This window comes from Rhodococcus quanlei, assembly GCF_055231015.1.
The window spans coordinates 1-23,870 of record NZ_JBUYWD010000008.1; the positions used below are offsets into that span (position 1 = coordinate 1).

Here is a 23,870-nt window from a genome sequence, read left to right on the forward strand (position 1 = left end):
AAACACCCCCCTAAAGCCCCCGCCAACCGGAACTCCCGGCTGTGGGCCCCCCGTTTGTGGGGGGGCCCCACTTCGGGTGATCGGGTCAGGCTACGTGGAACATGCCCACGGTCGGGAGGAAGTCGCAGCTGATCGGTGCGGCACCTTCCGCCTCGGTGGTGAGGCCACCGGAGATGACTGCGACGACGCGGCCGGGGCCGGTCTGCGCGATGGTGGACAGTGTGGCAGGGCCGTCCGGGTTGATGTTCGCGTCAGCCGTGAGATTCTGGGTGGCGCGCTTGCCGTTGTCCAGGTTCATCCAGGTGACGGTCATCGGCGTGGCCTGTTCGGCTGTAACCGGTCCGGTGCCCAGTGCGGTGAACACGAAGGCTGCTTCGCCGGGCTTGGGGCCGGGAGGCGGCAACTCGGCCGGACCGGGGACCGCGAAGGCTGTACCGACGGAGTCTGATCCCTCACCGATGCAGTTCTTGCCGATGGTGGGGTACAGGAATTGCGCTATGACCGGCGCATTCTCCTCGGGGATCTCGGGTCCGCCGCCGCCGCTGCCGTCGAGGAACGTGATGACGCGTTCGAGCGTGGACTTGATCTCCGGCGGGATGCCCGGGGTTTCGAGGAGGATTCGCGCCTGCGCGAGAAGTTGGTCCTGAGGGGCCGCGACGTTCGACAGCTCGCCTGCGATGTCGGCAGGACCGATTGCGGCGCCGATGATGGCGGGTGCGAACGATGCCAGCATCTCGACCGGCACGCCCTCGGGTACGGGCGGCGGTGTGGGCTGTGCGACTGCCTGTGCGGGCACGGCCAGCACGGCAGCAGAAGCGATCGCGAGAGCGCCGAACGCCCTACGCATACCTCGGGTTCGAAGCACGGTCTCCCCATCCTTGTCATAGCAGCGCAGAGCAAAATTGATCCACGTCTGACGGTTCGGGGGGTCACTCTATGTACAGCGCCCCCGGGTTGTACAGCCGTGACCGAAATTACGTCCGGCTGTGATGCCCGGTGGGAGTGTATTGCATACAGACCCCGGTGGTGATCGTCTGGTGACCTTAACCTGTGACTGTTGTGGTTTGTGGGAATGGTGATGTAACTGTTACGGGCATCGACACTCCTGTCCGGCCGCTCGGTCACAGTCCGGATACGCTGTGCGAAATCGAAACATCGTCATCACGCATCACGGGAGAGCGCCGCACAGTGTCAGACCTGTCCGAAGTGACCGCGCGGCCGACGGTCCCGGAATCTTCGACGATTCGGTGGCTACTACGGAGCGCTCCAGTTCTTCTGGCTGTCTCCGTCGTACTTCGCCTGGGCTGGACGCTGTTCAGCCCCAACGGGATGAACTTCGTCGACCTGCACGTGTACGTGGACGGATCCGCGGCTTTGTTCGGCGGCGACCTGTACGACTTCACCTATTCGGTGGTGACCCCGGATTTTCCGCTCCCGTTCACGTATCCACCGTTCGCCGCCCTGGTGTTCTTTCCGCTGCACTACATACCGTTCCCGGTCATCGCGGTGGTTTGGCAGCTACTGACGATCCTGGGCGTGTACGCCCTGGTACGAATGAGTCTGACCCTGCTCTTGGGCGACGCGGCCCGTGACACCCGGTGGCGTCCGGTCGCGATGCTGTGGACCACGGTCGGAGTGTGGTCCGAACCGGTTCGGACCACACTCGACTACGGGCAGGTGAATGTCTTCCTCGCTTTGCTGACCATGGCGGCGGTGACGAGTTCGCGCTGGTGGGTCTCCGGTGGACTCGTGGGTATCGCCGCAGGAATCAAACTGACGCCGGCGATCACCGGGCTCTATTTCCTGGCGCAACGCAGATGGAAGGCTGCGGCGTTCTCGGCAGTGGCATTCGGCGGCACGGTCGCTCTCAGCTTTCTGCTGATCGGAGCCGAGGCCAAGGAGTACTTCACCACGCTCCTCGGGGATGCGGATCGGATCGGGCCGGTCGGATCCGTATGGAACCAGTCCCTGCGGGGTGCTCTCAGCCGGATTGCCGGATACGACGTGGGTACCGGGGCGATCTGGCTCGTCGCCGTCGTGACAGCAGCGATCCTGGCAGTGGCGGCCTGGCGGGCACTTGCTGGTGACGACCGTCTGGGCACGCTGGTGGTGGTCCAGCTACTGGGACTCTTACTGTCCCCGATCTCGTGGTCGCATCACTGGGTGTGGGTGGTGCCGATGCTGATCTGGTTGCTTCACGGACCCTTGCGAGCGGAGCTGGGAACGAAGCTGATCGCCGGGTATTGGATCGTCACCACACTGATCGGTGTGCCCTGGGTGCTCAGCTTCTTCCAGGATTCGATCTGGTTGTTCTCGCGCCCGGCGCTCCTCGCCTGGCTGGGCACCGTGGATGTGCTGGGCGCATTCGCGGTGTTCGTCTGGGTGGTCCTGAGTGGCCGGCGGCAGGGTGGTCGAAAGCAGGGTGGTCGAAAGCAGGGTGGTCGGAAGCAGGGTGGTCGACGCGAGTCCGACAATCTCAGTGCGGAATCGCCTGGTCGATCGCAGCGGCAAGATCCAGATCCCGCTGGGTGATGCCGCCCGACGAGTGGGTCGACAAGGTGTAGGTGACCTTTCGCCAGCGGATGTCGATGTCTGGGTGGTGGCCTGCGCTTTCCGCCATCTCGGCGACCTTGACCACGAGTGTGATCGCGTCGGGAAAACTGGCGGATTCCACGGTGCGCACGATGGAATCGCCCGAACGGTGCCAATCAGGCAGTTCAGCGAGTGAGGTGTCGATCAGTCCGTCGGACAGCAACTCGGCCATACCTCATGATGGTGCAGTGAGTACCGATGCTGCAAGGACTACCGACTCTGCAGGGGCTGCCGAGCGTGAAGTCGTGGCGGCGGCGATCGTTGTCGACGGTCGGCTGTTGCTAGCCCAACGAGTTCGTCCACCCGAGTTGGCGGGCCAGTGGGAGTTGCCGGGCGGAAAGGTGGAGGCGGGGGAGACAGCGGCGGCTGCGCTGGTGCGGGAGATTCGTGAGGAACTGGCAATCGAGGTGATCGGAGCGCACAGGGTCGGTGTCGACGTGCCCTTGAGCAGCGGTCTCGTTTTGCGGGCCTACCGTACGTCCCTCGTGTCGGGAAGCCCGCAGGCGCTCGACCATGCCGCCGTGAAATGGGTCGACGCCACTGAGCTGAGGGAAACGGACCTCGTCGAGAACGATCGGGCGTGGTTGCCCGACCTCACGGCTATGCTGCGCGAGCCTTCTTGAGCCCCTTCTTGAGTTCCTTCTTGGAAGCGCCCTGAGCCTCGAGCTTCTTCATTCGCATGACGACGACCGGGCACTTCAGGCACCGCGTCTTCTTGCGGCAGCACTTCTTCTTGGGCTTGAGGCTCGAAACCTCTTTTGCTTTGACCTTGCCCATCGTGTCGGCTCGGCCTTTCTGTTCACGCTGATCCGGGTCGCACCCGGGTGGTACTCAGGTCAGCCTACCCTGCCCGGGCAGGGGGTGTTCCACGTCACTCTGTGCAGGTGGTGGGCGCAGGGCGATGTTCCGCGATGCGCGAGATCGAGCCCTTGGCGGGTAGTATCTACGTGGCCGCGATGCCCACACCGGGCGATTCGCACCTCTGTCGCCGGGTCGGTAGAGGGTATGTCGGGATACCAATCCGCATAGCGGCCGACCAGAGAGCCGTGCGATGGACCTTTTCGCGTGGCCGAAATTCGATTCAGCCAGGAGAGCCATCGCGTGAGCATCACCAGCTTCCGTAACGTTGCCATCGTCGCACACGTCGACCACGGCAAGACCACCCTCGTCGACGCCATGCTGCGCCAGTCGGGGGCCTTCGAGGAGCGCGCCGAGCTGGTCGATCGCGTCATGGACTCCGGCGACCTCGAACGCGAGAAGGGCATCACGATCCTCGCGAAGAACACCGCGGTGCACAAGCATCACGAGGACGGATCGGTCACGGTCATCAACGTGATCGACACCCCGGGTCACGCCGACTTCGGTGGCGAGGTCGAGCGCGGTCTGTCCATGGTGGACGGCGTCGTGCTGCTCGTCGACGCATCCGAAGGCCCACTGCCGCAGACTCGCTTCGTGCTGCGCAAGGCGCTTGCTGCGTCGCTGCCGGTAATCCTGGTCGTCAACAAGACGGACCGTCCCGACGCCCGCATCGAAGAGGTCGTCACCGAGGCGCAGGATCTGCTTCTCGATCTGGCTTCCGACCTGTCCGACGAGGCCGCCGAGGCCGCCGAGCTCGCCCTCGATCTTCCCGTCCTGTACGCGTCCGGCCGTGAGGGCAAGGCGTCGACCGAACAGCCCGAGAACGGTCAGGCCCCGGGCGCCGACAACCTCGAAGCTCTGTTCGACGTCCTGATGGAGCACGTGCCCGCGCCGAAGGGCAACGCCGACGCTCCGCTGCAGGCGCACGTCACCAACCTCGACGCCTCCGCGTTCCTCGGACGACTCGCGCTCGTCCGCATCCACAACGGTGAACTCCGCAAGGGCCAGACCGTGTCGTGGTGCCGTGAGGTCGACGGTGAGCCGGTCGTCCAGAAGGCCAAGGTCACCGAGTTGCTGACCACGATCGGTGTCGAGCGTGTACCCGGTGAGGTCGCCGTTGCCGGCGACATCGTCGCCGTCGCGGGTTTCTCGGACATCATGATCGGCGACACCCTGGCAGACCTGGAGAACCCGGAGCCGCTGCCGCGTATCACCGTCGATCAGCCGGCCATCTCCGTGACCATCGGAACCAATACGTCGCCGCTGGTCGGTCGTGTTCAGGGGCACAAGCTCACCGCCCGCATGGTGAAGGCGCGCCTGGACCAGGAGCTGATCGGTAACGTCTCGCTCAAGGTTCTCGACATCGGCCGTCCCGATGCCTGGGAGGTTCAGGGACGTGGTGAGCTCGCATTGGCCATTCTGGTCGAGCAGATGCGCCGCGAAGGCTTCGAGCTGACCGTCGGAAAACCGCAGGTGGTCACCCGGCAGGTCGACGGCAAGGTGCACGAGCCTTTCGAGGAACTCACCATCGACAGCCCCGAGGAGTACCTCGGTGCCATCACGCAGCTTCTCGCGGCCCGCAAGGGCAAGATGGTTCAGATGACGAACCACGGCGCCGGCTGGGTTCGCATGGAATTCATCGTTCCGTCCCGTGGACTGATCGGATTCCGCACCGACTTCCTCACCGAAACCCGCGGTACCGGTATCGCCAACGCGGTGTTCGACGGATACGGCCCGTGGGCCGGCGAGATCCGTGCCCGTCACACCGGTTCCCTCGTGTCGGACCGCACCGGTACCGTCACTCCGTTCGCGATGATCCAGCTCGCCGACCGCGGGATCTTCTTCGTGGAGCCGGGAGCGGACACCTACGAGGGCATGGTCGTGGGTATCAACCCGCGTGCCGAGGACCTCGACATCAACGTCACGCGTGAGAAGAAGCTGACCAACATGCGTCAGTCCTCCGCCGACGTCATGGAAACCCTCGCGAAGCCGAAGAAGCTCGACCTCGAAGGCGCCATGGAGTTCTGTGCGGGTGACGAGTGCGTCGAGGTCACGCCGGAAGCCGTGCGTGTGCGCAAGGTTCACCTCTCGTCGACAGATCGCGCTCGTGAGCGTTCGCGGTCCAAGGCGCGCGACAAGGCGTCTCTCTAGTCGTCGGACGCAGTGCTTGACGAATGTGCCTTCCGGTCGATTGCCCGATCGGAAGGTACATTCGTCTTTCGCGAGTGAGGATGGTGCAGTGGTCGGTGATGGCACGGTGACAACGACAAGTGCTGTGAGAGCAACGTGTTCGCACGTGAACACGAAATCGAGACTGCGATCGGTCCTGCTCACTGCAACATCCCTTTCGGCGGCGCTGCTCGTCGGGGCCTGCACCGCCGATCCACCGCCGCCGGTCGAGAGCACGGAGACGACCACCACGCCCGCACCGGCCTCGCCCGAGGTGCAACTGCCGGTGGTCGTCGCCATCGACGACATCGGGATGGGGTTCAACCCGCATCTGATCGCGGATCAGTCGCCCACGAACGCGGCAGTGAGTTCGCTCGTGCTGCCGAGCCCGTTCAGACCCGTCCCGAGCGTGGAACGGCCCGGCGACACCGAGTGGGTGCCCGACCCTTCCCTCGTCGTCTCGGCCGGCATCACGTCGCAGAATCCGCCGGTCATCACGTACCAGTTGCGGGATGTGGCGCAATGGTCGGACGGCGCGCCGATTGCGGCGGAGGACTTCCGCTACCTGTGGGAACAGATGGTCAGCTCGCCGGGCGTCGTCGACCCCGCCGGATATCAGCTGATCGAAGACGTCTCCTCGTCCGGCGGCGGCAAGACCGTCCATGTGACTCTGCGGGCACCCTATCCGGCGTGGCGGGAACTGTTCACCAATCTGCTGCCGGCGCACCTGCTCAAGGATTCTCTCGGCGGGTTCACCACCGGGCTTGCGGAGGGACTGCCGGTGTCCGGCGGGCAATTTCACATCCGGTCGATCGATCGTGGCCGGGACGAGATTCTTCTCGAACGCAATGACCGCTTCTGGGGAATCCCGGCCGTCGCGGACCAGATTCTGTTTCGCCGGGGCGGGGCACCGTGGCAGCTTGCAGATTCGATGCGGACCGGCGACACCCAGGTCGCCCAGGTTCACGGCGGGTCGGCAGCGATGGCTCAGCTCGCGGCTATCCCGGGAGTTCGTACCGACACGGTGCTGCAGCCGAGATCTCTGCATCTGACCCTGAATTCTCGGGCGCCCGAATTGGAAGACGTGAGGGTGCGCCGCGGAGTTCTGGATCTGCTCGATCCGGCGGTGCTGGCCACCGTGGGGGCGGGCGACGACAACGCTGTCGCCGCACAGTCGCTCGTGTTGCCACCGTCCGATCCGGGCTATGTGCCGACTGCTCCACCGCGACCTGCGCCGGAACAGGCGCTGGACCTACTTGCGCAGGCGGGTTTTCAGCCAGGGCCGGAAGGTGAGCTGATGCGTGAGGGTGAGCCTCTCGAGTTGGTGATCGGCGTGCCGGAGCGAGACGAGACCGCAGCTGCGGTCGCGAACACCGCCGCCGACCAGCTTCGTGGCGCTGGTGTTGCCGCAACCGTTGAATCCGTACCGGTCGACGAAATCTACGGTGACGCACTCGTTTCCGGAGAGATCGACGCTGTAGTCGGCTGGGTGCGCTCGGGTGGCGATCCCGCGACCGCGCTTGCCTCGCGTTTCGGTTGTCCTCCTGGGCCGGAGGCGGTGCGGCCGCTCGGCCTCGATGCGGAAGACCGGGCGGAGGCGCCGACCAATCGTTCGGGTGTGTGTGATCCCGCACTGCAACCGGAGATCGATGCCGCGCTGCGCGGAGAAGGCGACGTCGGAGCGGTACTCGCTCATGCCGATCAACGCATGTGGGAGCTGGCGGGGGTTCTGCCGATACTGCAGGATCGCACACTGGTTGCCGCGGGCCCGGGAGTCGACGGAGTGTCGCTCGACGGTGCGCTTCCGGTCGGAATCTTCTCGGACGCGGCAGTGTGGTCACGGACCGAATGATGGAGGCGACGAGTTGAGCGGGCGGCGCATTCTCCTCGTCCACGCGCATCCGGACGACGAGACGATCACGACGGGCGGAACCATCGCGCACTATGCGGCGCAGGGAGATTCCGTCACGGTGCTCACGTGCACGCTCGGCGAGGAAGGTGAGGTCATCGGTGAGGAATGGGCAGGGCTCGTCGCCGACCGGGCCGACCAACTCGGGGGCTTCCGGATCCTCGAGCTCACTGCGGCGCTGACGGCACTCGGTGCCGGCGGGCCGCACTTCCTCCGTGGTGCCGGTCGTTTTCGTGATTCCGGGATGGCGGGAACTCCCGCAGCGGCGAATCCGCGCGCCTTCGTCAATGCGGAGGTGGATTCGACCGTGGCAGCGTTCGTCGAAGTGATTCGTCGACTGCGCCCGCATGTCGTGGTCACCTACGACGAGGTCGGCGGGTACGGCCACCCCGATCACATTCAGGCACACCGATTGGTGACCGCTGCAGTGCAGGCGTCGGATTCGGTGCAGTTCCCGGCAGCCGGACCGCGATGGAACGTGCCGAAACTCTATTGGACGGTCACCGAAGCGTCTTCGCTGGAGGCAGGGCTGTGCCGGATCGGGGAACTACCCGACGGGTGGCGGATGCCCGATCCTGGTGAGTTGCCGAGCGTTCCCGACTCGGCGGTCACGACGGCGCTCGATGTCGCAGATGTCATGGATGCGAAGCGAGCAGCACTCGGTGCGCATGCCACGCAGGTCACGGTGGCGCCGGGCGGGCGTGAGTACGCGCTGTCGAACAACATCGCACAGCCGGTGCTGGGCACAGAGCACTTCGTACTCGTCCGCGGCGAGCTGGGGGAGCGTGACGCGACTGGGCGTGAACGTGATCTGTTCTCGGGAATCACGTCGACCGAGTAAGGGCCGAAGCGGTGTGCGGGTGAACCGGGGCCCGTGTCGGTCGGACAGGTTCACCCGCACGTGGCCGCTCAGCCTTGCAGCAGGTTCTGCATGATGGTGATCTCCGACTGCTGGGCGTCGACGATCGCTTCTGCCATGTTCTCGACCTCGGGGTTGTCGCCCTCCGCCAGTTCGGTCTCGGCCATGTCGATTGCACCTTGATGGTGGGCGATCATCATCTGGAGCCACATGGTGTCGAACTCGGTTCCGCTGTTGTTCGCGAGCTCGGTCATCTGTTCCTCGGTCATCATGCCGCTGCCGTTCTCGTTGTCGTGGCCGCCGTGATCCATGTCCATCGAGGGGTCGGTCTCGGTGGGTGCGGGCCGGCCGAACTCCTCGAGCAGTGCGGTCATCTGTTCCATCTCGGGGGCTTGCGCAGCTTCGATCTCTGCGGCAAGTTCGATGATCTCCGCGTTGGTGGTGCGTCCTTCGACCATCATCGCCATCGCGACCGCCTGTTCATGGTGCGGGTACATCATCTGCAGGAAGGTCACGTCGGCCTGGTTGTGAGTGGCGCCGCTGTCAGGGAACTCGTCGTCAGGGGACTCGCTTGCGCCTTCCGGCGACGTGACGGCGGAGGTGGCGCTACCGGGCACCTGGCCCGCATCGGTGGCGCTGTCGCCATCGCTGCAACCGGCGACGACCAGGGCTGCGGCCGCAGACCCGGCGGCGAAAGCGATCTTGACACGGGTGGAACGGTTCGACTTCATGGTCGGTACTCCTCGAAAAGTTCGGTATCTGAAGGTGTTTCGGGCACGACGGGGAGGCGCGACCGGTCGGGTGGCCCGTAGGGGTCACCTGTCACACCCGCAACACCGACAGTTGCGAGAGAGTGGGGGTGGTCCAAGGCGGTGCACGGTCCGCCTGTCGGCGGAGCCAGGGCGCGAGCCCCAGCAACACGGGATCCGGAGCGGGAACGGTGATACACGAGCGCGCGCGTGTCATCAGGCCGATGATCACCACGACCGCCATGCACAGATGTAGTGCGGTGTGGTGACCGCAATGGTTGTCACCGCCGCACTCACCGGCAGCCGCATGTGTCGGCGCGACGTCACCGGACGAGTCCGATGGCGCGGCATTGTGACCGGCGTGCAAGTCGGCGGACACGGTAGACGGAACCGACGGCCTCGCTGGAGGTGGCACCGGCGCCGAGTGCATCAGCAGGATGCCCAGGAGTACCGCCACAACCACCAGCGGCAGCAGCAGAGGCCGGGTCTGCGGTGCTGTCGTCGACGGTGTCACACGATGAAGATTACCGACGGGGAACCGGCGACGCCGGGGTGAGTGTGTCAGGCGTCACCGCACTGTCTATCCTGGAATGTAGATCACAGACTTCCGAAGGGATTGTGGATGTACAACTGGAGTGTTCAGAACGCCATCGTCGCGTTCGTCGACACCATGCGCCCCCACTGGCCGGAGCAGCGGGCGCTCTACTACGACGCCCTGTACCACTTTGCGGATATGCAGAGCCATCTACTGACCATGCTGGGGTACCCCCCGGTTTCCTGATTCAGGCTAGTCCTGATTCAGAATCGACGGTATGACCACCGCGCACATCAATACCACCGAGTGGACGCCGAGCGAGAGGGTTCCGCTGGCGTTGCTGACCTTCGACGGCTTTCTGTGCGCGATTCTCTCGGTGTTGTATCTGCCGCTGTATATCGGTGGCACGCCGTTTCCGGTGACGATCCTGATCGCAGCGGTGGTCAACCTCCTGTTGGTGCGCACGGCGCGCTCGCTGACCGGTCGTAACGGCACAGGAATGTGGCCGTTGAGTGGTTGGCTGTTCGGATTCTTCGTGTGCATGCTCGGCGGGCCCGGCGGCGACGTCTTGCTGTTGGGGTCGGTATCGACCCTGTTGTTGTTGATCGGTGCCGTCGTTCCGTCGGCTGTATTCCTGTGGAAAGCGGCGACGTCGCCGGCGGGGATTCCGACTCGCTGACCGACGTCGGTTCGTTTGCCACCGGGTCTTCTCGGGTACGCGTTCGTTGAACTGTATCCGGCGGAGGAGCCAGTCATGGCGGAACCCAATTTCACGACCGACGATGCTGGAATCCCGGTCGTCAGTGACCAACACTCACTCACGGTCGGCCCCGACGGGCCGATCCTTCTGCAAGATCACTACCTCATCGAAAAGATGGCCCAGTTCAATCGCGAACGGGTTGCGGAGCGTCAACCGCACGCAAAGGGCGGCGGTGCGTTCGGCCGTTTCGAAGTGACCAACGACGTGAGTGCCTACACCAAGGCCGATCTGTTCCAGCCAGGTAAGAAGACGGACCTGCTGATTCGGTTCAGTTCGGTCGCCGGTGAGCGCGGAAGCCCGGACACCTGGCGCGATCCCCGCGGATTCGCGATCAAGTTCTACACCGACCAGGGCAACTACGACATGGTCGGCAACAACACGCCAGTCTTCTTCATGCGCGACCCGATGAAGTTTCAGGATTTCATCAGATCCCAGAAGCGCCGGGCGGACAACAACCTGCGCGACCATGACATGCAGTGGGACTTCTGGACCCTGTCCCCGGAGTCGGCCCACCAGGTCACCTGGCTGATGGGGGATCGGGGAATCCCGAAGACCTGGCGGCACATGAACGGGTACTCGAGTCACACGTACATGTGGGTGAACGCCGAGGGCGCGAAGTTCTGGGTGAAGTACCACTTCAAGACCGATCAGGGCGTCGAATGCCTCACCCAGGACGAGGGCGACCAGATGGCGGCCACGGACACCGATTACCACACCAGGGACTTGTGGGAGCACATCGATGCGGGTCAGTATCCGAGCTGGACGCTGCACATGCAGATCATGCCGTTCGAAGACGCGAAGAACTACCGGTTCAATCCCTTCGATCTCACGAAGGTGTGGCCGCACGGGGACTACCCGTTGATCGAAGTGGGGCGGATGACGCTCGACCGGAATCCGACCGATTATCACTGCGAGATCGAGCAGGCTGCCTTCGAACCGAGCAACCTCGTGCCCGGCGTCGGCACCAGCCCCGACAAGATGCTGGTTGGACGATTGTTCGCCTATCCGGACGCCCACCGATACCGCATCGGGGCGAACTACAAGGACCTGCCGGTGAATGCTCCGCATGTTCCGGTCCGGTCGTACTCGAAGGACGGCAACATGCGGTACAGCCTTCGAAGCGATCCGGTATACGTGCCCAATTCGAAGGGCGGACCGCAGGCGGACCCGGATCAGGTCGGTCCTACTGCCACCTGGCATACCGATGGCGACATGGTCCGCACGGCCAACACCCTCCATGCGGACGACGACGACTGGGGTCAGGCGGGAACTCTCGTACGCGACGTTTTGGACGACGACGCCCGCACGCGTCTCGTCGGCAACATCGTCGGACACCTGTCGAACGGTGTGACGGAGCCGGTTCTGCAGCGGGCGTTCGAGTATTGGCGCAACGTCGACGCCGATCTGGGCAAGCGAGTCGAGGATGGTGTGCGTGCGAAGTAGATCGAGCACACTGAAGGAATGTCCAACGACGAACTGTCCGGGTTCCGAATCGCCGTGACGGCCGAGCGCCGTGCCGGTGAGTTCATCACGCTGCTCGAGCGGCACGGCGCCACGGTGACGCATACGCCGGCCATGCACGTTCTGCCGCTGACCGACGATGCGCAGCTGCGGGTTTCCACCGCGAAACTGGTGGAGTCGCCGCCGGAGGTGACGGTCGTCAGCACGGCTTCCGGTTTCCGTGGCTGGCTCGAGACTGCCCGGGAATGGGGGCAGGGGGAGCGCCTCGTGCGGGCGCTCGGCTCCGGCCGGATCATCACCCGGGGTCCGAAGGCGAAGGGTGCCGTTCGCGGCGTCGGTCTCCGCGAGGAATGGTCGCCGCAGACGGAGTCGTCCGAAGAAGTCCTCGAGCATTTGAAGGCCGAAGGTGTGTCCGGGACCTCCGTCGCGGTACAGCGACACGGAACCATCACCGAATGGGAGCCGATCGTCGACTTGAGTGAGGCCCTCACCGATCTCGGTGCCGATGTCACGGCGTTGTCGGTGTACCGGTGGGAGCGGCCCCACGACCAACGACCGATGCGCAACCTGGTCGAGGAGATCGCCGACGCCCGTGTCGACGCGGTCACGTTCACCAGTGCACCTGCGGTGTCTTCGCTGCTGAGCACTGCGCGCGATATGGATGCTGTCGATCGGGTGGTGGCTGCGTTCCGGGGTCCGGTTGCTGCGGTGTGCGTCGGATCTGTGACGGCCTCGCCGTTCGAGGCGCTCGGCGTACCGACGATGAGGCCCGACCGGCCTCGTCTGGGGAGCCTCGCCAAGTACATCTTCGAGGAGTTGCCGAAGCGTCGATGATCAGGTGAGAACCCCAGCAGTGCGGGCAGCGTCGGTGAGGACCGATTCGAGCATCGCGGGTGTGAGACGCCCGGTGAAGGTGTTCTGCTGGCTGACGTGATAGCAGCCGAACAGGTTCAGTGGACGGTCGCCGTCCAGACGCACGCGCACGCCGTGTCCGAACTGCGGCCTCGGTTTCGGGATGGTCCAACCGTGGTCGGCGAGCACGGGCAGAAGTGCTTGCCAACCGAATCCGCCGAGGACGACAACCGAGCGCAGGGTCGGTTTCAGCAGCTCGAGTTCGGTGTCGAGCCAGTGTCGGCAGTTGTTGCGTTCGGACGTGGTGGGCTTGTTCGCCGGTGGAGCGCAATGCACCGGCGATGTGATGCGGGTGCCGTGTAATTCGAGCCCGTCGTCGATGGATGTGGCGGTGGGCTGGTTCGCGAGACCGATCGCGTGCATTGCGGCGTAGAGGAAGTCGCCGCTGCGATCGCCGGTGAACATGCGGCCCGTCCGGTTCGCACCGTGGGCGGCAGGGGCAAGACCGACGATCAGGACGGCGGCGTCGGCAGGCCCGAATCCGGGCACCGGCCTGCCCCAGTAGGTTTCGTCCCGAAACGCGGCACGCTTTTCGGCCGCCACCTTCTCCCGCCATTCGACGAGGCGTGGGCAGGCACGGCATTCGATCAATTCCGCGTCCATTGCTGCCAGATCTATCGGCGTGCCCATACGTCACCTCCGCCCGGTGTGACGGCCTCGACGAGCGCCCATGCCTGGTCCACCGGAATGTCGTTCACTGCATAGCTCCCGATTCCGGCCGGGGTCGCAGCGATCACGGTCGCGACACCTGCGCGCCGTTGGAACCAGGTCTGCCGTACCGTCCAGCCGATGATGCCGTCGGCATCGAGACTGTGCCGCTTTCTGTCGAGCGACCCACTGCGGGTGATGAGCCATCCCGGAAGTACGGTGTGGCCGAGACCGCGGTATCGATCCCACGCAAGGGCCACCGAGGCGCACAGCAGCAGCGCGGTGACCACCCATGCCGTCCAGTGCACAGTCCGACCGGTCCAGGAGAGGCCGACGAGAAGTGCGGCACAGGCGAACGGAAGGGCAAGGGCGCGAGTGAAGCGCCGTCGGCGAGCAACGGGCCCATGCGCAGCGAGGGGAATGTCAGCGTGACGTCGGTCCCCGATGACGGTGGCCATGACGCGCTCGCATTCGGTGCGCGGGCCTTGGGGCAGCAGGAGCGAAGACGAGCCCTGGCCTGCCGCAACACCGGTCATGATGGCGTTCAAACTGGCACCGCCCGCCAGTCGTAACAACAGCGGCTCCGCGAGCGTCGTCCCACGCAGTCGCGCCCGGTCGAGCGTCGTTTGCCGTGTCGACAGCAGGCCGTGACTGACGTGGAGAACGTTGCGGTTGTCGGTGACCGTCATCGCGCCGTAGGTGACGAGGTACCGCACGCACGCGAAGGCGCTCGCCATGATCAGGAGAACGATGACGCCGCCGAAAGTCACCAGCGCGAGGCCGGCGTGCTCGATCGATGCGAACCCGTCCGAGATTCGGGCCGAATCGACGTCGGCGCCCGCGCTGTACTGGAACGCGACGCCGACGAGAAACGCGATCGTCGCAATGCCCGTGATGGAGAACGGGGCGTAGCGAACCCAGGACGGGTGCCAATGCCCGATCTCGATGCCGGTCGAGACGGCGGCGACCGTTTCGTCGGCCGGATCGCTGTCTCCTTGCCGGAGTGCGCGGGTGAGGAGGGCGGCGCGCAGATCGGGCACGAGGGCCGACGACAGGGCATCGAGTTCGAAACGATTCGTGTCGGACTTGCCCGGAGCGCGTTGGCCGGTGCCGATGCGCACGATCGACAACCCGAGCAGGCGATGCAACAGATGGGATTCGACGTCGACCGACCGGATGCGTGATCGCGGGATCGACAGAACACGCTTCTGGAAGATGCCCTGACGAAGCTGTACGTGCACCGGACCGATCCGGTAAGTGGTGGTGAGCCAGCGGGCGAGGCCGTACGCCACCAGTCCGACGACGACCAGGAAGCTCCACAGGTGGTTTCCGCTCTGGGCGCCGAGAACGAACGAGACGAGCAGTACCGGCAGCAGTTTGACGATTTCGTTCACCGGGTGGACGAGGAGCATCCGCCGGTCGAGTTGCAGCCATGGTTGTTCCGACTCGCGAGCACGCGCGTCTTCGGTGTCCTCCTCGGCGGGCGCGACATGCTCGGGCGCAGCCGTCGGGTGAAATTCGGTCATGTGGCGTCGCCGGCGTTCTGCTGGGCAATTGTGGTGAGTTGGGCGACCGTACGGTCGGCCACGTCCCTGTCGAGTGCAGTGATCTCGACAGCCCCTGCGGACGATGCAGTGGTGACGGTGACGGTGGACAGCCCGAGCATTCGCTCGAGTGGGCCCCGTTCGGTGTCCACGGTCTGGATGCGGGAGATCGGCGCTATTCGTCGTTCCTGGTCGAACCAGCCGGTCCGGGTACAGACCGCGGTGTCACTGATCTCCCAACGATGAACCCGATAACGCCAGACCGGAACGATGATCCCATGTGCGGCAGCGGCCACCACGGAGACCGCCAATACGCTCGCGTGCACCCACGTCGGCCAGAATCCGATCCCGGCGAGGACGACTTCGACCGCGAGGATCGGTAACCACACCAACGCTGCCTCGCCCGCCCACAGGCGCTTGGCCTTCGGACTCGGGCGCCACTTCGGGTCAGACATGGTCACGGTGGGCGGCGAGGTCATGAGCTTCACTTTGGCCGAGCCCGGGCATTCTGTCGAGAAGGCACATATCGTGGGAGGTGCCCTCATCGAGAGAAGGAGGAGAGACATGACCGAATTCGATGCCGCCGACTCTCCGGAAGTACCCGAGGCCGACCGGCTCGAGCAGAGCCTCGACGCAGGTGACGAGGCCGCGAACGATGCCGACGGGGCTCCGTTGGAGGCGAACGAAGCCGACGCCGCGGAACAGCACATCTGCGTTCCCGACGACGAGGACTACCCACACGGTTGAGGGCGGTCGGGGTGATGTCGACACCACCCGGGGTGGCCGGGGGCGGCGATCATGGCGCATGATCGCGGGGTGACTCATTCAGGTGACGATTCCGGCAGTCCCACGATGCTCCCCATGCCGGGAGCTCCGGTGTCCGCTCGGACCAGTTCTACTGCGTCCGGGTCACCGAGCCGGTCGGCGATGCGGCGAGTGCTTCGCCGTGCACGCGACGGTGCCACTCTCAATGTCGACGAGGCCACCACGCTGCTGCAGGCTCGGGGCGACGATCTTTCCGATCTGTGTGCGTCGGCCGCCAAGGTGCGTGACGCGGGGCTCCTCGCTGCGGGCAGGCCCAAGGCCGTCACCTATTCACGGAAGGTGTTCATCCCGCTGACCCGGTTGTGCCGGGACAAGTGCCACTACTGCACTTTCGTGACGGTGCCGGGCAAGCTTCGGTCCGAGGGGCACGGCATGTACCTCGAACCCGACGAGGTTCTCGAGATCGCTCGCCGAGGCGCCGAGTTGGGTTGCAAGGAAGCGCTGTTCACTCTCGGTGATCGACCGGAGGATCGGTGGCCCGAGGCCGCACAGTGGCTCGACGAACGCGGTTACGACTCGACCCTCGACTACCTGCGTGCGATGTCCATTCGGGTCCTCGAGGAAACCGGCCTGCTGCCGCATCTGAACCCGGGCGTGATGGGCTGGGAGGAGATTTCTCGGCTCAAGCCGGTGGCGCCGTCGATGGGCATGATGCTCGAGACCACGTCCACACGGTTGTTCACGGACAAGGGGGAGTGCCATTACGGCAGCCCCGACAAGGACCCCACCGTGCGGTTGCGGACATTGACCGATGCCGGCCGTCTCAGTGTTCCGTTCACCACGGGGATTCTGGTGGGGATCGGCGAGACGTTCGCCGAGCGTGCCGAGTCCATCATGGCGATCCGGAAGTCACACAAGGCGTTCGGTCACGTTCAAGAAGTCATCATCCAGAACTTTCTGGCCAAGCCGGATACCGCGATGCGCGATTCGCCCGATGCGAGTCTGGACGAGTTCACGGCGGCGATCGCGGTCGCCCGGCTGCTGCTGGGGCCGGGCATGCGCATCCAGTCGCCGCCGAACCTGGTCTCGGCCGAAGAATGTGTCGCGTTGCTGAACGCCGGTGTCGACGACTGGGGCGGGGTCTCACCGCTGACCCCGGACCACGTCAATCCCGAACGGCCCTGGCCCAACCTCGATGTCCTGGCGAAGATCACCGCCGATGCCGGATTTGAGCTGACCGAACGTACTGCGGCGCAACCACAGTACGTGCTCGCCGGTTCGCCGTGGATCGATCCGCGCGTGACCGGTCACGTTCAGGCGCTGGCGGACCCCGAAACGGGGCTGGCGAGTGCCGATTCCAAGCCGGTGGGCATGCCCTGGCAGGAGCCGGACGAGTCCTGGGAGTCGACCGGCCGGGTCGATCTGAACAGCGAGATCGACACCGACGGCCGCAACACTGACACCCGAAGCGATCTCGGGAGTGCCTTCGGTGACTGGGACACCGTCCGCGAGCAAGTGCTCGAGCTCAGCGCCCCGTCCCGCGTGGACACCAGTGTCGTGGCGGCGTTGCGGGCCGCCGAGCGCGATCCCGCGGCGCTCACGGACGACGAGTACCTGGCACTTGCCACGGCGGAAGGTCCCGGTCTGGAAGCGGTGGTGGCGCTGGCGGATTCGCTGCGCAAAGATGCGGTGGGCGAGGACGTCACCTATGTGGTGAACCGGAACATCAACTTCACCAACATCTGCTACACCGGATGCCGGTTCTGCGCCTTTGCGCAGCGCAAAGGCGATGCGGACGCGTTCACGTTGTCCACCGACGAGGTTGCCGATCGGGCGTGGGAAGCGCACGTCGCAGGTGCCACCGAGGTCTGCATGCAGGGTGGTATCGACCCGGAGTTGCCGGTCACGGGGTACGCCGACCTGGTCCGCGCGGTGAAGAAGCGCGTGCCGTCGATGCACGTACACGCGTTCAGCCCGATGGAGATCGTCAACGGGGCGTCCCGCGGCGGACAGAGCGTTCGTGATTGGCTGACCGAATTGCGCGAAGCCGGACTCGACACCATCCCTGGCACAGCCGCCGAGATTCTCGACGACGAGGTGCGATGGGTTCTCACCAAGGGGAAGTTGCCGACCGCTACCTGGGTGGACGTCGTCACCACGGCACACGAAGTAGGCCTGCGATCGAGTTCCACCATGATGTACGGCCACGTCGACAGCCCACGCCACTGGGTGGGTCACCTGCGGGTGTTGCGCGGCATTCAGGACCGGACCGGCGGGTTCACCGAGTTCGTGCCGCTGCCGTTCGTGCACCAGAGCGCCCCGCTGTACCTCGCCGGCGCCTCCCGGCCCGGCCCCACCAATCGGGACAACCGTGCGGTGCACGCCTTGGCGCGGATCATGCTGCACGGCAGCATCCCCAACATTCAGACCAGCTGGGTCAAGCTGGGTGTGACCGGCACTCAGATGATGTTGAACGGTGGTGCGAACGATCTGGGCGGCACGCTCATGGAAGAGACCATCTCGCGGATGGCCGGTTCCGAGCACGGCTCGGAGAAGACCGTCGAGGAACTTCGTGCCATCGCGGAAGGGATCGGCCGGCCCGCTCGCGAGCGCACCACCACGCACGCGCGGCGCACCGGAAGGGATTCGGCAGCATGAGCTCCAAGGACGTTTTGGGTGACCGTCGCGTGGTCGCGGTACTCGACCGTGCGGTGTGGGGTATCAATCCTGTGCTCGATCTCGCCTACACCGACCCCCTGAGGCTGAAAGCCCGCACGTTCGTTCCGACGCCCGACGAGCGCAACATCGCCGAGGCTCTCCTCGATGGGGCGGCCTGGGTGATGGACACGATCCGATTCCCCGGAACCGACGCATGGGGAAAGGCCACAGTGGACGAGCGGTCCCGGTGGTGGGTCACCCGGCTCGGTGCGGTCAACACCATCGCGGTGGCATTTCCCGGGTTCTTCGGGCTGCTGCTCAACCGGCTTCCACTTCAGGAACTGCTCGGGTTCGCCAACCAGGCGGTCGTTCTGGTGGCGGTCGCACGCGAACACGGCATCACCGACCGATCCGATCAGGTCGACCTGCTGGCGTCGGTGCTGTGTCGGCGCGAGGTCGATGCACACGTCCTGCCGGGGACGCTTCAGGCGAATGACGCGGGCGCGGGCAGGCGGTCCTGGCAACCGTTCGCGGTAGTCGGCAATCTGATCGGAACCGCCCGGATCTTCCGCGCGATCACCGGGGAACTCGACAAACGCCCGCAGCCGGGCAAGGTGTATTCGCTGCTCGGGAATCTGCCGGTGGTGGGGGCCATTGCAGGCTATCTGGGCGAACGCGGTGCGCTCGCCCGTGCGGCGGAGCAGGGCAACCAGTGGATCGACCAGCAGGGCGCTGCTTCCGGACGTGGTGCACAGGGCAGGGTCGATACCACGATGCCTCGGCTCTGATCAGGTAACCCTTAGCAGATACCCTAGTCGTCGGCAGAGCATAATAGTGATCCTTACGGGTTCTTGAGGTCTGTTTGGGGGAGCGGTATCAGATCCCGATCAATCTGGTCGGAAGGCAGGAGAGCAGCGGTGACCTACATAATCGCGGAACCGTGCGTCGATGTTTTGGACAAGGCATGTATCGAGGAATGCCCTGTCGACTGCATCTACGAGGGTGGACGAATGCTGTACATCCATCCGGACGAGTGCGTGGACTGTGGCGCCTGCGAACCTGTATGCCCTGTCGAGGCGATCTTCTACGAGGACGACACCCCGGACCAGTGGAACGGATACATCAGCGCGAACGTCGACTTCTTCGACGATCTCGGCTCGCCCGGCGGCGCGGCGAAGCTCGGCAAGGTCGATTACGACCCGCCGTTCATCAAGGCGTTGCCTCCCATGGGTGAGGACTAGCGGTTGTCCCGAGTTCCCGTCGCCAGGGGCCTTCCTGATTTCCCCTGGGATTCGCTGGAGGGCGCGAAAGCCAAGGCTGTCGCTCACGCTGACGGCATCGTCAACCTGTCGGTGGGAACGCCCGTCGACCCGGTGGCCCCGGTCATTCGGGAGGCACTGAACGCGGTCGCCGAGCAACCCGGTTACCCGACCACGCACGGCACCGCCGCACTGCGCGATGCCGCGGTGGGGGCCCTGGCGCGTCGATACGGGATCACAGGAATCAGACCGGAGTCGGTGCTGCCGGCCATCGGGACGAAAGAAATGATCGCGTGGCTGCCGAGGCTTCTCGGTCTCGGTGCCGACGACCTGGTCGTCATTCCGGAACTCGCATACCCCACCTACGAGGTCGGTGCTTTGCTCGCCGGCGCCCGCATTCTTCGGGCCGATGGCCTGAGCCGGTTGGGTCCGGAGCGAGCGTCGTTGATCTTCGTCAACTCTCCGTCGAACCCGACGGGCAAAGTGCTGGGTCTGGATCATCTGCGCAAGGTGGTGGCCTGGGCGCGTGAACGCGACGCGATCGTTGTGTCGGACGAGTGCTACCTGGGGCTGACCTGGGAGGGCGAGGCGCTGTCGATTCTCGACGAGCGCGTGAACGACGGTGATCTCACCGGACTTCTCGCCGTGCATTCGCTGTCGAAGACGTCGAGCCTCGCCAGTTACCGGGCCGGGTTCGTCACTGGTGACCCAGCGTTGGTTGCGGAACTGCTCGAGGTGCGCAAGCACGCCGGGATGATGGTGCCGCTGCCCATTCAGTCCGCGATGACCGCTGCCCTGGTCGACGACGAGCACGAGAACGAGCAGCGCGAACGGTACCGCCGTCGCCGCGAGATTCTTCTCGGTGCGATTCAGGGAGCCGGTTTCACCGTCGACGACTCCGAGGCCGGTCTGTACCTGTGGGCCACGCGCGGCGAACCGTGCCGCGATACGGTCGACTGGTTCGCCGAGCGCGGCATCCTCGTCGCGCCCGGCGAGTTCTACGGGCCACGCGGGGGTACGCACGTGCGTATCGGTCTGACAGCCAGTGACGAGCGGATCGCCGCGGCTGCGGAGCGACTACGCGCTTAGCGGTGGCACACCAGCATCTGGTTGGCGCCGCGCTGGAACTCGTAGTCGACCTTGACTATTCGTGTTGCGGTGCCGCGGTTTTCGAGTTCCTCGAGTAGTGCGTCCAGCTGCGGATAGGGTGTTGTCGAGCCGACTGGCACCAGAGGAAAGATCCGGGTTTCGTCGCGAGTGATCCTCATCAATTCCGAAATCGCGTCGAGATGAAAGGTGTAATCGAGGCGGTCGGCGTAGCTGAACAGCAGATGTGAGCTCAGTACCAGGTCGAAGCTCGCATCGGGGAAGGGCAGCGATGGTAGCTGTCCTGCCACATAATGATTCGGGTTCCGGCGAATATCGGTGGCGAAGCGCTGGACGGCACGCTGTCGGATGCGTTGGTGCTCGCCGGGGTCGGTGAAGAAGTCCCATACGTAGTCGCGAGTATGTGCGCGGACGTATCGGTTGCCCCGATCGGTTTCGGCCGCGGCGCTGGTCGTGAGTTCGTTGGCCGTGCGCTGGGCGTACGCCGCGTCGCATGCGGTCACATGGCCTCCGCGCGAATTCGCTTCGCTGGTGAATTCCGCCGCGCCGCTGGGGCAGTCCAGGATCTGCTTGGTCAGATCGTCGGGGGACAAGGCGAACATGGCCCGGTATTCCTCGAACGACCGAGCGGTGATGACTACTTCGCCGATTCCGTCCGGCGGTGTGGGAGCGGTGTCGAATGACATTGGTGGGTAGTTCCTTTCGATGGAGAAGTAGTACCTCCCCTCGACAGCCCGAGTTCGATTCCGTCGACAAATCGGAAACTATCGGCCGCACGAAGAGGCGGCCGGGAACACGCAGGGCAGGCCGCTAGTAGAGCCGCCACCAGAGCTGCGTGGATGTTGTCATGGGAGGAATTAGATCACAGCAGCCGGTAGTTGGCTGCTGCATATCCTCACGGTGCGTAGTCGGTGACAGTGGTTCCTTGGTGGTACAGGATCGTCCAGGAATCTGCACGACGCTGCCATACGGTCACCCTGCGGCTGAGTCTGGTGTCTTGCAGGAGTGTGTACGTCAGTAGGTAGGTTGACGGGGCGATCTCGCGCAGCTGGAATTCGCTTGTTTGCCAGTTGTCGTCGAGCTGGCCGGATGGGTCTGTCGCGTATCGCTGCTCGAGGGTTGACCAGACGTGTTCGCGACTGTAGCGGTTGCCGGAGGCCCCGGTCTCCCAGAAGCTCGGGTCCGTGAGCCGATCGAAGTCCTCCCTCGTGGCGCCTAGTTCTGGGTGATGGAAGATCGGCTCGTACTGTGTGAGCTCCTCGAGCAGTTCGCGGAGCTCGGGGTCGGTGTTGCGGTCGGGCTCGGTCGCTGCATGATTCACGACATTGAGTATTCGGCATTCGCGTCGCACCAGGCCAGTTCTGTGTCGCTGTGGGTTCCGGGGAGAGGATCCAGGACCGAGCTTTGTGGCAAGTTCGACATTGCCTCGGCGAATTGGGCGGACAGGGTGTGTCCGCCGTTCGTACACTTCGCGAGCGCCACCCAGAGCTTGGCCTGCTGGAGGCGACTCGCTAGATCGACGAGCGGATCGGTCTTCAGTAGGAACCAGCTTCGGATTCCGATCGATTGCATGCGCCGAAAGCATTGACTCGAACTGGTGTTCGAAGTAGGGTGGGTGTATGGGGTCGGGGGATTCACATCACGGGGTAGACGAGCAGCTGCGGGCTGATGCGTTGCGGTTGGCGACGCAGGTTCCGGAGTCGTGGCAGTTAGCGGATCGGCAGTTGTGTGAGTCGGTGGTGGGGTTGTCGGCGGAGATCGCCCGTTTGGAAGCGCGTCGGGTGCGTCTGCTGGCGGAGGTCGATGCTCGCTGCAAGATGGATGTGCTCGGGTATCGGAGCACCAAAATGTGGTTGGCGGGCAACACGTTGTTGGAGGTGGGGGCGGCGGGGCGGTTGATCGCGTTGGGGACTGCATTGGGTGATCACCCGGAGGTCGGCGCCGCCCTGGATGCCGGAACGGTGTCGCTTGCGCATGCGGGGTTGATCGTGCGGTTCTGCGAGAAACCACCGGCCGCGATGCCGGCGGAGGCGTTGCCGGCATGTAGGGATGCGCTGCTGGCGGCCGCGTCCGGTCCGGCCGCGACCAGCGATGGGGTGCGGGCAGTCACCGCGAAGCTCGAGCACATTTTCGAATCCGACACCCCGCCACCGGCAGAAGATGTCGACCGCAACGAGTTTCATGCCTCGAAAACCTTGAACGGGCGCATTGCTGTGAAGGGTGATCTGGATGCGGTGACCGGGGAGATGCTGCTGGCGGCGTTGTCGGGGTTGTCGACACCACGCCCCGCCACTGATGGCACCCCGGATGCGCGGACCCCGGCACGCCGCCGGGCGGATGGGTTCACCGAACTCTTACGGCGTTACCTGGCCTCCGGTGCCGGGCCGGTCGAGGGCGGGCAAAAACCGCACATCAGTGTGACGGTGAAGGCGACGGATCTGGCCGACCACCCGGCACCGAACCGGGCCGCGTCGGATCAGACGCCGGACCAGGCTGCATCGGACCCGACACCGGACGCGAGCGCGTATCGGGATCTGTTCGCCGATCCGGACCGTGATCATGTGGGGTGGGCGTCGTGGATGGGCCCGATCACCGTGCACACGGCCCGCCTGCTGGCCTGCGACTGCCTGCTGTCCACCGTGGTGGTCGACCTTGATGGTGCACCGTTGGATCTGGGGGACACCGTCCGCACCGTCACCGGTAAACAACGCCGCGCCCTGGTGGCCCGCGATCGAGGGTGCGCGTTCCCGAACTGCGGAGCACCGGCATCCTGGTGTGAAGGTCATCACATTGTTCATTGGATCGATCACGGGCCCACCGATATGGACAATCTGGTGTTGCTGTGCGGATTTCACCACCGCCTGTTGCATCACTCCGCGTGGGAAATCCGGATGGGCACCGACCGGCACCCCTGGTTCCTCCCGCCACCGCACCTTGGGATACGACCGCAGGCGTTGCCCTCGAACCACCGGGCACACACCATCAGGGACGGGCCCCACGACAACAGGGCCGGACCCAACGCCGCCTGACCGCGAAACCCGCCTGACACCGAGCCAGCGCCACCCACAACACCACGGGCAGGCGC

General features: G+C 64.9%; 25 protein-coding genes. 15 read left to right on the top strand and 10 right to left on the bottom strand.

Features of this window, described 5'->3' with window-relative positions; genetic code table 11:
• Nucleotides 1–85 precede the first annotated feature (85 nt).
• On the bottom strand, nucleotides 86–847 hold the full coding sequence (locus ACZI8Q_RS05870) for an Rv1157c family protein (RefSeq protein ID WP_463372841.1): 762 nt from the start codon (nucleotides 845–847) through the stop codon (nucleotides 86–88).
• A 341-nt stretch (nucleotides 848–1,188) separates the two neighbouring features.
• Between ACZI8Q_RS05870 and ACZI8Q_RS05875 the strand changes: the two genes are divergently transcribed.
• Complete coding sequence (locus ACZI8Q_RS05875) at nucleotides 1,189–2,532, top strand: mannosyltransferase (protein WP_463372568.1); 1,344 nt, start codon at nucleotides 1,189–1,191, stop codon at nucleotides 2,530–2,532.
• Here the strand turns inward: ACZI8Q_RS05875 and ACZI8Q_RS05880 are convergent.
• Entirely contained in the window at nucleotides 2,477–2,764 is a 288-nt protein-coding gene (locus ACZI8Q_RS05880) for a 4a-hydroxytetrahydrobiopterin dehydratase (protein WP_463372569.1), read from the bottom strand. The genes ACZI8Q_RS05875 and ACZI8Q_RS05880 overlap by 56 nt on opposite strands.
• A 16-nt stretch (nucleotides 2,765–2,780) precedes the next feature.
• Here ACZI8Q_RS05880 and ACZI8Q_RS05885 point away from each other — a divergent pair, with 16 nt between their 5' ends.
• A complete protein-coding gene (locus ACZI8Q_RS05885; RefSeq protein WP_463372570.1) occupies nucleotides 2,781–3,215 on the top strand; it encodes a (deoxy)nucleoside triphosphate pyrophosphohydrolase in 435 nt (144 codons plus the stop codon).
• Here the strand turns inward: ACZI8Q_RS05885 and ACZI8Q_RS05890 are convergent.
• Nucleotides 3,193–3,369 (bottom strand): hypothetical protein, encoded by a 177-nt coding sequence (locus ACZI8Q_RS05890; RefSeq protein WP_463372571.1) that lies wholly within the window; start codon nucleotides 3,367–3,369, stop codon nucleotides 3,193–3,195. The two genes, ACZI8Q_RS05885 and ACZI8Q_RS05890, sit on opposite strands and share 23 nt — an antisense overlap.
• 324 nt (nucleotides 3,370–3,693) lie before the next feature.
• Between ACZI8Q_RS05890 and typA the strand changes: the two genes are divergently transcribed.
• The 3 genes from typA (at nucleotide 3,694) to mshB (ending at nucleotide 8,369) form a co-directional block, all read left to right on the top strand.
• On the top strand, nucleotides 3,694–5,601 hold the full coding sequence (gene typA, locus ACZI8Q_RS05895) for a translational GTPase TypA (protein WP_463372572.1): 1,908 nt from the start codon (nucleotides 3,694–3,696) through the stop codon (nucleotides 5,599–5,601).
• Between the two features lie 145 nt (nucleotides 5,602–5,746).
• Nucleotides 5,747–7,471: an ABC transporter family substrate-binding protein gene (locus ACZI8Q_RS05900; RefSeq protein WP_463372573.1), complete on the top strand. Its 1,725-nt coding sequence runs from the start codon at nucleotides 5,747–5,749 to the stop codon at nucleotides 7,469–7,471.
• Between the two features lie 13 nt (nucleotides 7,472–7,484).
• On the top strand, nucleotides 7,485–8,369 hold the full coding sequence (mshB, locus tag ACZI8Q_RS05905; RefSeq protein ID WP_463372574.1) for an N-acetyl-1-D-myo-inositol-2-amino-2-deoxy-alpha-D-glucopyranoside deacetylase: 885 nt from the start codon (nucleotides 7,485–7,487) through the stop codon (nucleotides 8,367–8,369).
• Nucleotides 8,370–8,437: 68 nt separating this feature from the next.
• Here mshB and ACZI8Q_RS05910 read toward each other — a convergent pair whose 3' ends face one another.
• The gene (locus tag ACZI8Q_RS05910) at nucleotides 8,438–9,118 is read right to left on the bottom strand and encodes a DUF305 domain-containing protein (RefSeq protein WP_463372576.1); all 681 of its coding nucleotides are present in this window, start codon (nucleotides 9,116–9,118) and stop codon (nucleotides 8,438–8,440) included.
• 91 nt (nucleotides 9,119–9,209) lie between these two features.
• Complete coding sequence (locus ACZI8Q_RS05915) at nucleotides 9,210–9,650, bottom strand: DUF6153 family protein (RefSeq protein ID WP_463372577.1); 441 nt, start codon at nucleotides 9,648–9,650, stop codon at nucleotides 9,210–9,212.
• 108 nt (nucleotides 9,651–9,758) lie between these two features.
• Here ACZI8Q_RS05915 and ACZI8Q_RS05920 point away from each other — a divergent pair, with 108 nt between their 5' ends.
• The 4 genes from ACZI8Q_RS05920 (at nucleotide 9,759) to ACZI8Q_RS05935 (ending at nucleotide 12,726) form a co-directional block, all read left to right on the top strand.
• Nucleotides 9,759–9,917 carry a hypothetical protein gene (locus tag ACZI8Q_RS05920; protein ID WP_463372578.1) on the top strand — a complete coding sequence of 53 codons (159 nt, stop codon included), beginning with the start codon at nucleotides 9,759–9,761 and terminating at the stop codon, nucleotides 9,915–9,917.
• A 31-nt stretch (nucleotides 9,918–9,948) separates the two neighbouring features.
• Nucleotides 9,949–10,350, top strand: coding sequence for a hypothetical protein (locus tag ACZI8Q_RS05925; RefSeq protein WP_463372579.1), 402 nt, complete (start codon nucleotides 9,949–9,951; stop codon nucleotides 10,348–10,350).
• Nucleotides 10,351–10,425: 75 nt separating this feature from the next.
• Nucleotides 10,426–11,874, top strand: coding sequence for a catalase (locus ACZI8Q_RS05930; protein WP_463372580.1), 1,449 nt, complete (start codon nucleotides 10,426–10,428; stop codon nucleotides 11,872–11,874).
• Nucleotides 11,875–11,892: 18 nt separating this feature from the next.
• Nucleotides 11,893–12,726, top strand: a complete 834-nt coding sequence (locus ACZI8Q_RS05935; protein WP_463372581.1) for a uroporphyrinogen-III synthase — start codon at nucleotides 11,893–11,895, stop codon at nucleotides 12,724–12,726.
• On the opposite strand, the gene ACZI8Q_RS05940 is transcribed toward ACZI8Q_RS05935, so the two are convergent.
• From ACZI8Q_RS05940 to ACZI8Q_RS05950, 3 genes are read right to left on the bottom strand one after another with little or no spacing between them, the layout of a single operon-like run.
• Nucleotides 12,727–13,434 carry a uracil-DNA glycosylase gene (locus ACZI8Q_RS05940; RefSeq protein ID WP_463372582.1) on the bottom strand — a complete coding sequence of 236 codons (708 nt, stop codon included), beginning with the start codon at nucleotides 13,432–13,434 and terminating at the stop codon, nucleotides 12,727–12,729.
• Nucleotides 13,419–14,978 carry a PH domain-containing protein gene (locus ACZI8Q_RS05945; RefSeq protein WP_463372583.1) on the bottom strand — a complete coding sequence of 520 codons (1,560 nt, stop codon included), beginning with the start codon at nucleotides 14,976–14,978 and terminating at the stop codon, nucleotides 13,419–13,421. The genes ACZI8Q_RS05940 and ACZI8Q_RS05945 overlap by 16 nt, the downstream gene beginning before the upstream one ends.
• Entirely contained in the window at nucleotides 14,975–15,475 is a 501-nt protein-coding gene (locus ACZI8Q_RS05950) for a PH domain-containing protein (protein WP_463372584.1), read from the bottom strand. The genes ACZI8Q_RS05945 and ACZI8Q_RS05950 overlap by 4 nt, the downstream gene beginning before the upstream one ends.
• Before the next feature lie 85 nt (nucleotides 15,476–15,560).
• On the opposite strand from ACZI8Q_RS05950, the gene ACZI8Q_RS05955 reads away from it, so the two are divergent.
• From ACZI8Q_RS05955 to dapC, 5 genes are all read left to right on the top strand, one after another.
• A complete protein-coding gene (locus ACZI8Q_RS05955; protein ID WP_463372585.1) occupies nucleotides 15,561–15,743 on the top strand; it encodes a hypothetical protein in 183 nt (60 codons plus the stop codon).
• A gap of 51 nt (nucleotides 15,744–15,794) precedes the next feature.
• A complete protein-coding gene (locus ACZI8Q_RS05960; RefSeq protein WP_463372586.1) occupies nucleotides 15,795–18,419 on the top strand; it encodes a bifunctional FO biosynthesis protein CofGH in 2,625 nt (874 codons plus the stop codon).
• Nucleotides 18,416–19,207, top strand: coding sequence for a hypothetical protein (locus ACZI8Q_RS05965; protein ID WP_463372587.1), 792 nt, complete (start codon nucleotides 18,416–18,418; stop codon nucleotides 19,205–19,207). Before ACZI8Q_RS05960 ends, ACZI8Q_RS05965 begins: the two co-directional genes overlap by 4 nt.
• Before the next feature lie 129 nt (nucleotides 19,208–19,336).
• Nucleotides 19,337–19,660 carry a ferredoxin gene (gene fdxA / locus ACZI8Q_RS05970; RefSeq protein WP_463372588.1) on the top strand — a complete coding sequence of 108 codons (324 nt, stop codon included), beginning with the start codon at nucleotides 19,337–19,339 and terminating at the stop codon, nucleotides 19,658–19,660.
• Nucleotides 19,661–19,663: 3 nt separating this feature from the next.
• Nucleotides 19,664–20,767: a succinyldiaminopimelate transaminase gene (gene dapC, locus ACZI8Q_RS05975; RefSeq protein WP_463372589.1), complete on the top strand. Its 1,104-nt coding sequence runs from the start codon at nucleotides 19,664–19,666 to the stop codon at nucleotides 20,765–20,767.
• Here the strand turns inward: dapC and ACZI8Q_RS05980 are convergent.
• Together ACZI8Q_RS05980 and ACZI8Q_RS05985 are read right to left on the bottom strand one after the other, a co-directional pair.
• Nucleotides 20,764–21,471: a methyltransferase domain-containing protein gene (locus tag ACZI8Q_RS05980; RefSeq protein ID WP_463372590.1), complete on the bottom strand. Its 708-nt coding sequence runs from the start codon at nucleotides 21,469–21,471 to the stop codon at nucleotides 20,764–20,766. The genes dapC and ACZI8Q_RS05980 overlap by 4 nt on opposite strands.
• Nucleotides 21,472–21,680: 209 nt before the next feature.
• The gene (locus ACZI8Q_RS05985) at nucleotides 21,681–22,106 is read right to left on the bottom strand and encodes a nuclear transport factor 2 family protein (protein ID WP_463372591.1); all 426 of its coding nucleotides are present in this window, start codon (nucleotides 22,104–22,106) and stop codon (nucleotides 21,681–21,683) included.
• Between the two features lie 298 nt (nucleotides 22,107–22,404).
• Here ACZI8Q_RS05985 and ACZI8Q_RS05990 point away from each other — a divergent pair, with 298 nt between their 5' ends.
• Entirely contained in the window at nucleotides 22,405–23,814 is a 1,410-nt protein-coding gene (locus ACZI8Q_RS05990; RefSeq protein ID WP_463372592.1) for an HNH endonuclease signature motif containing protein, read from the top strand.
• Nucleotides 23,815–23,870 lie beyond the last annotated feature (56 nt).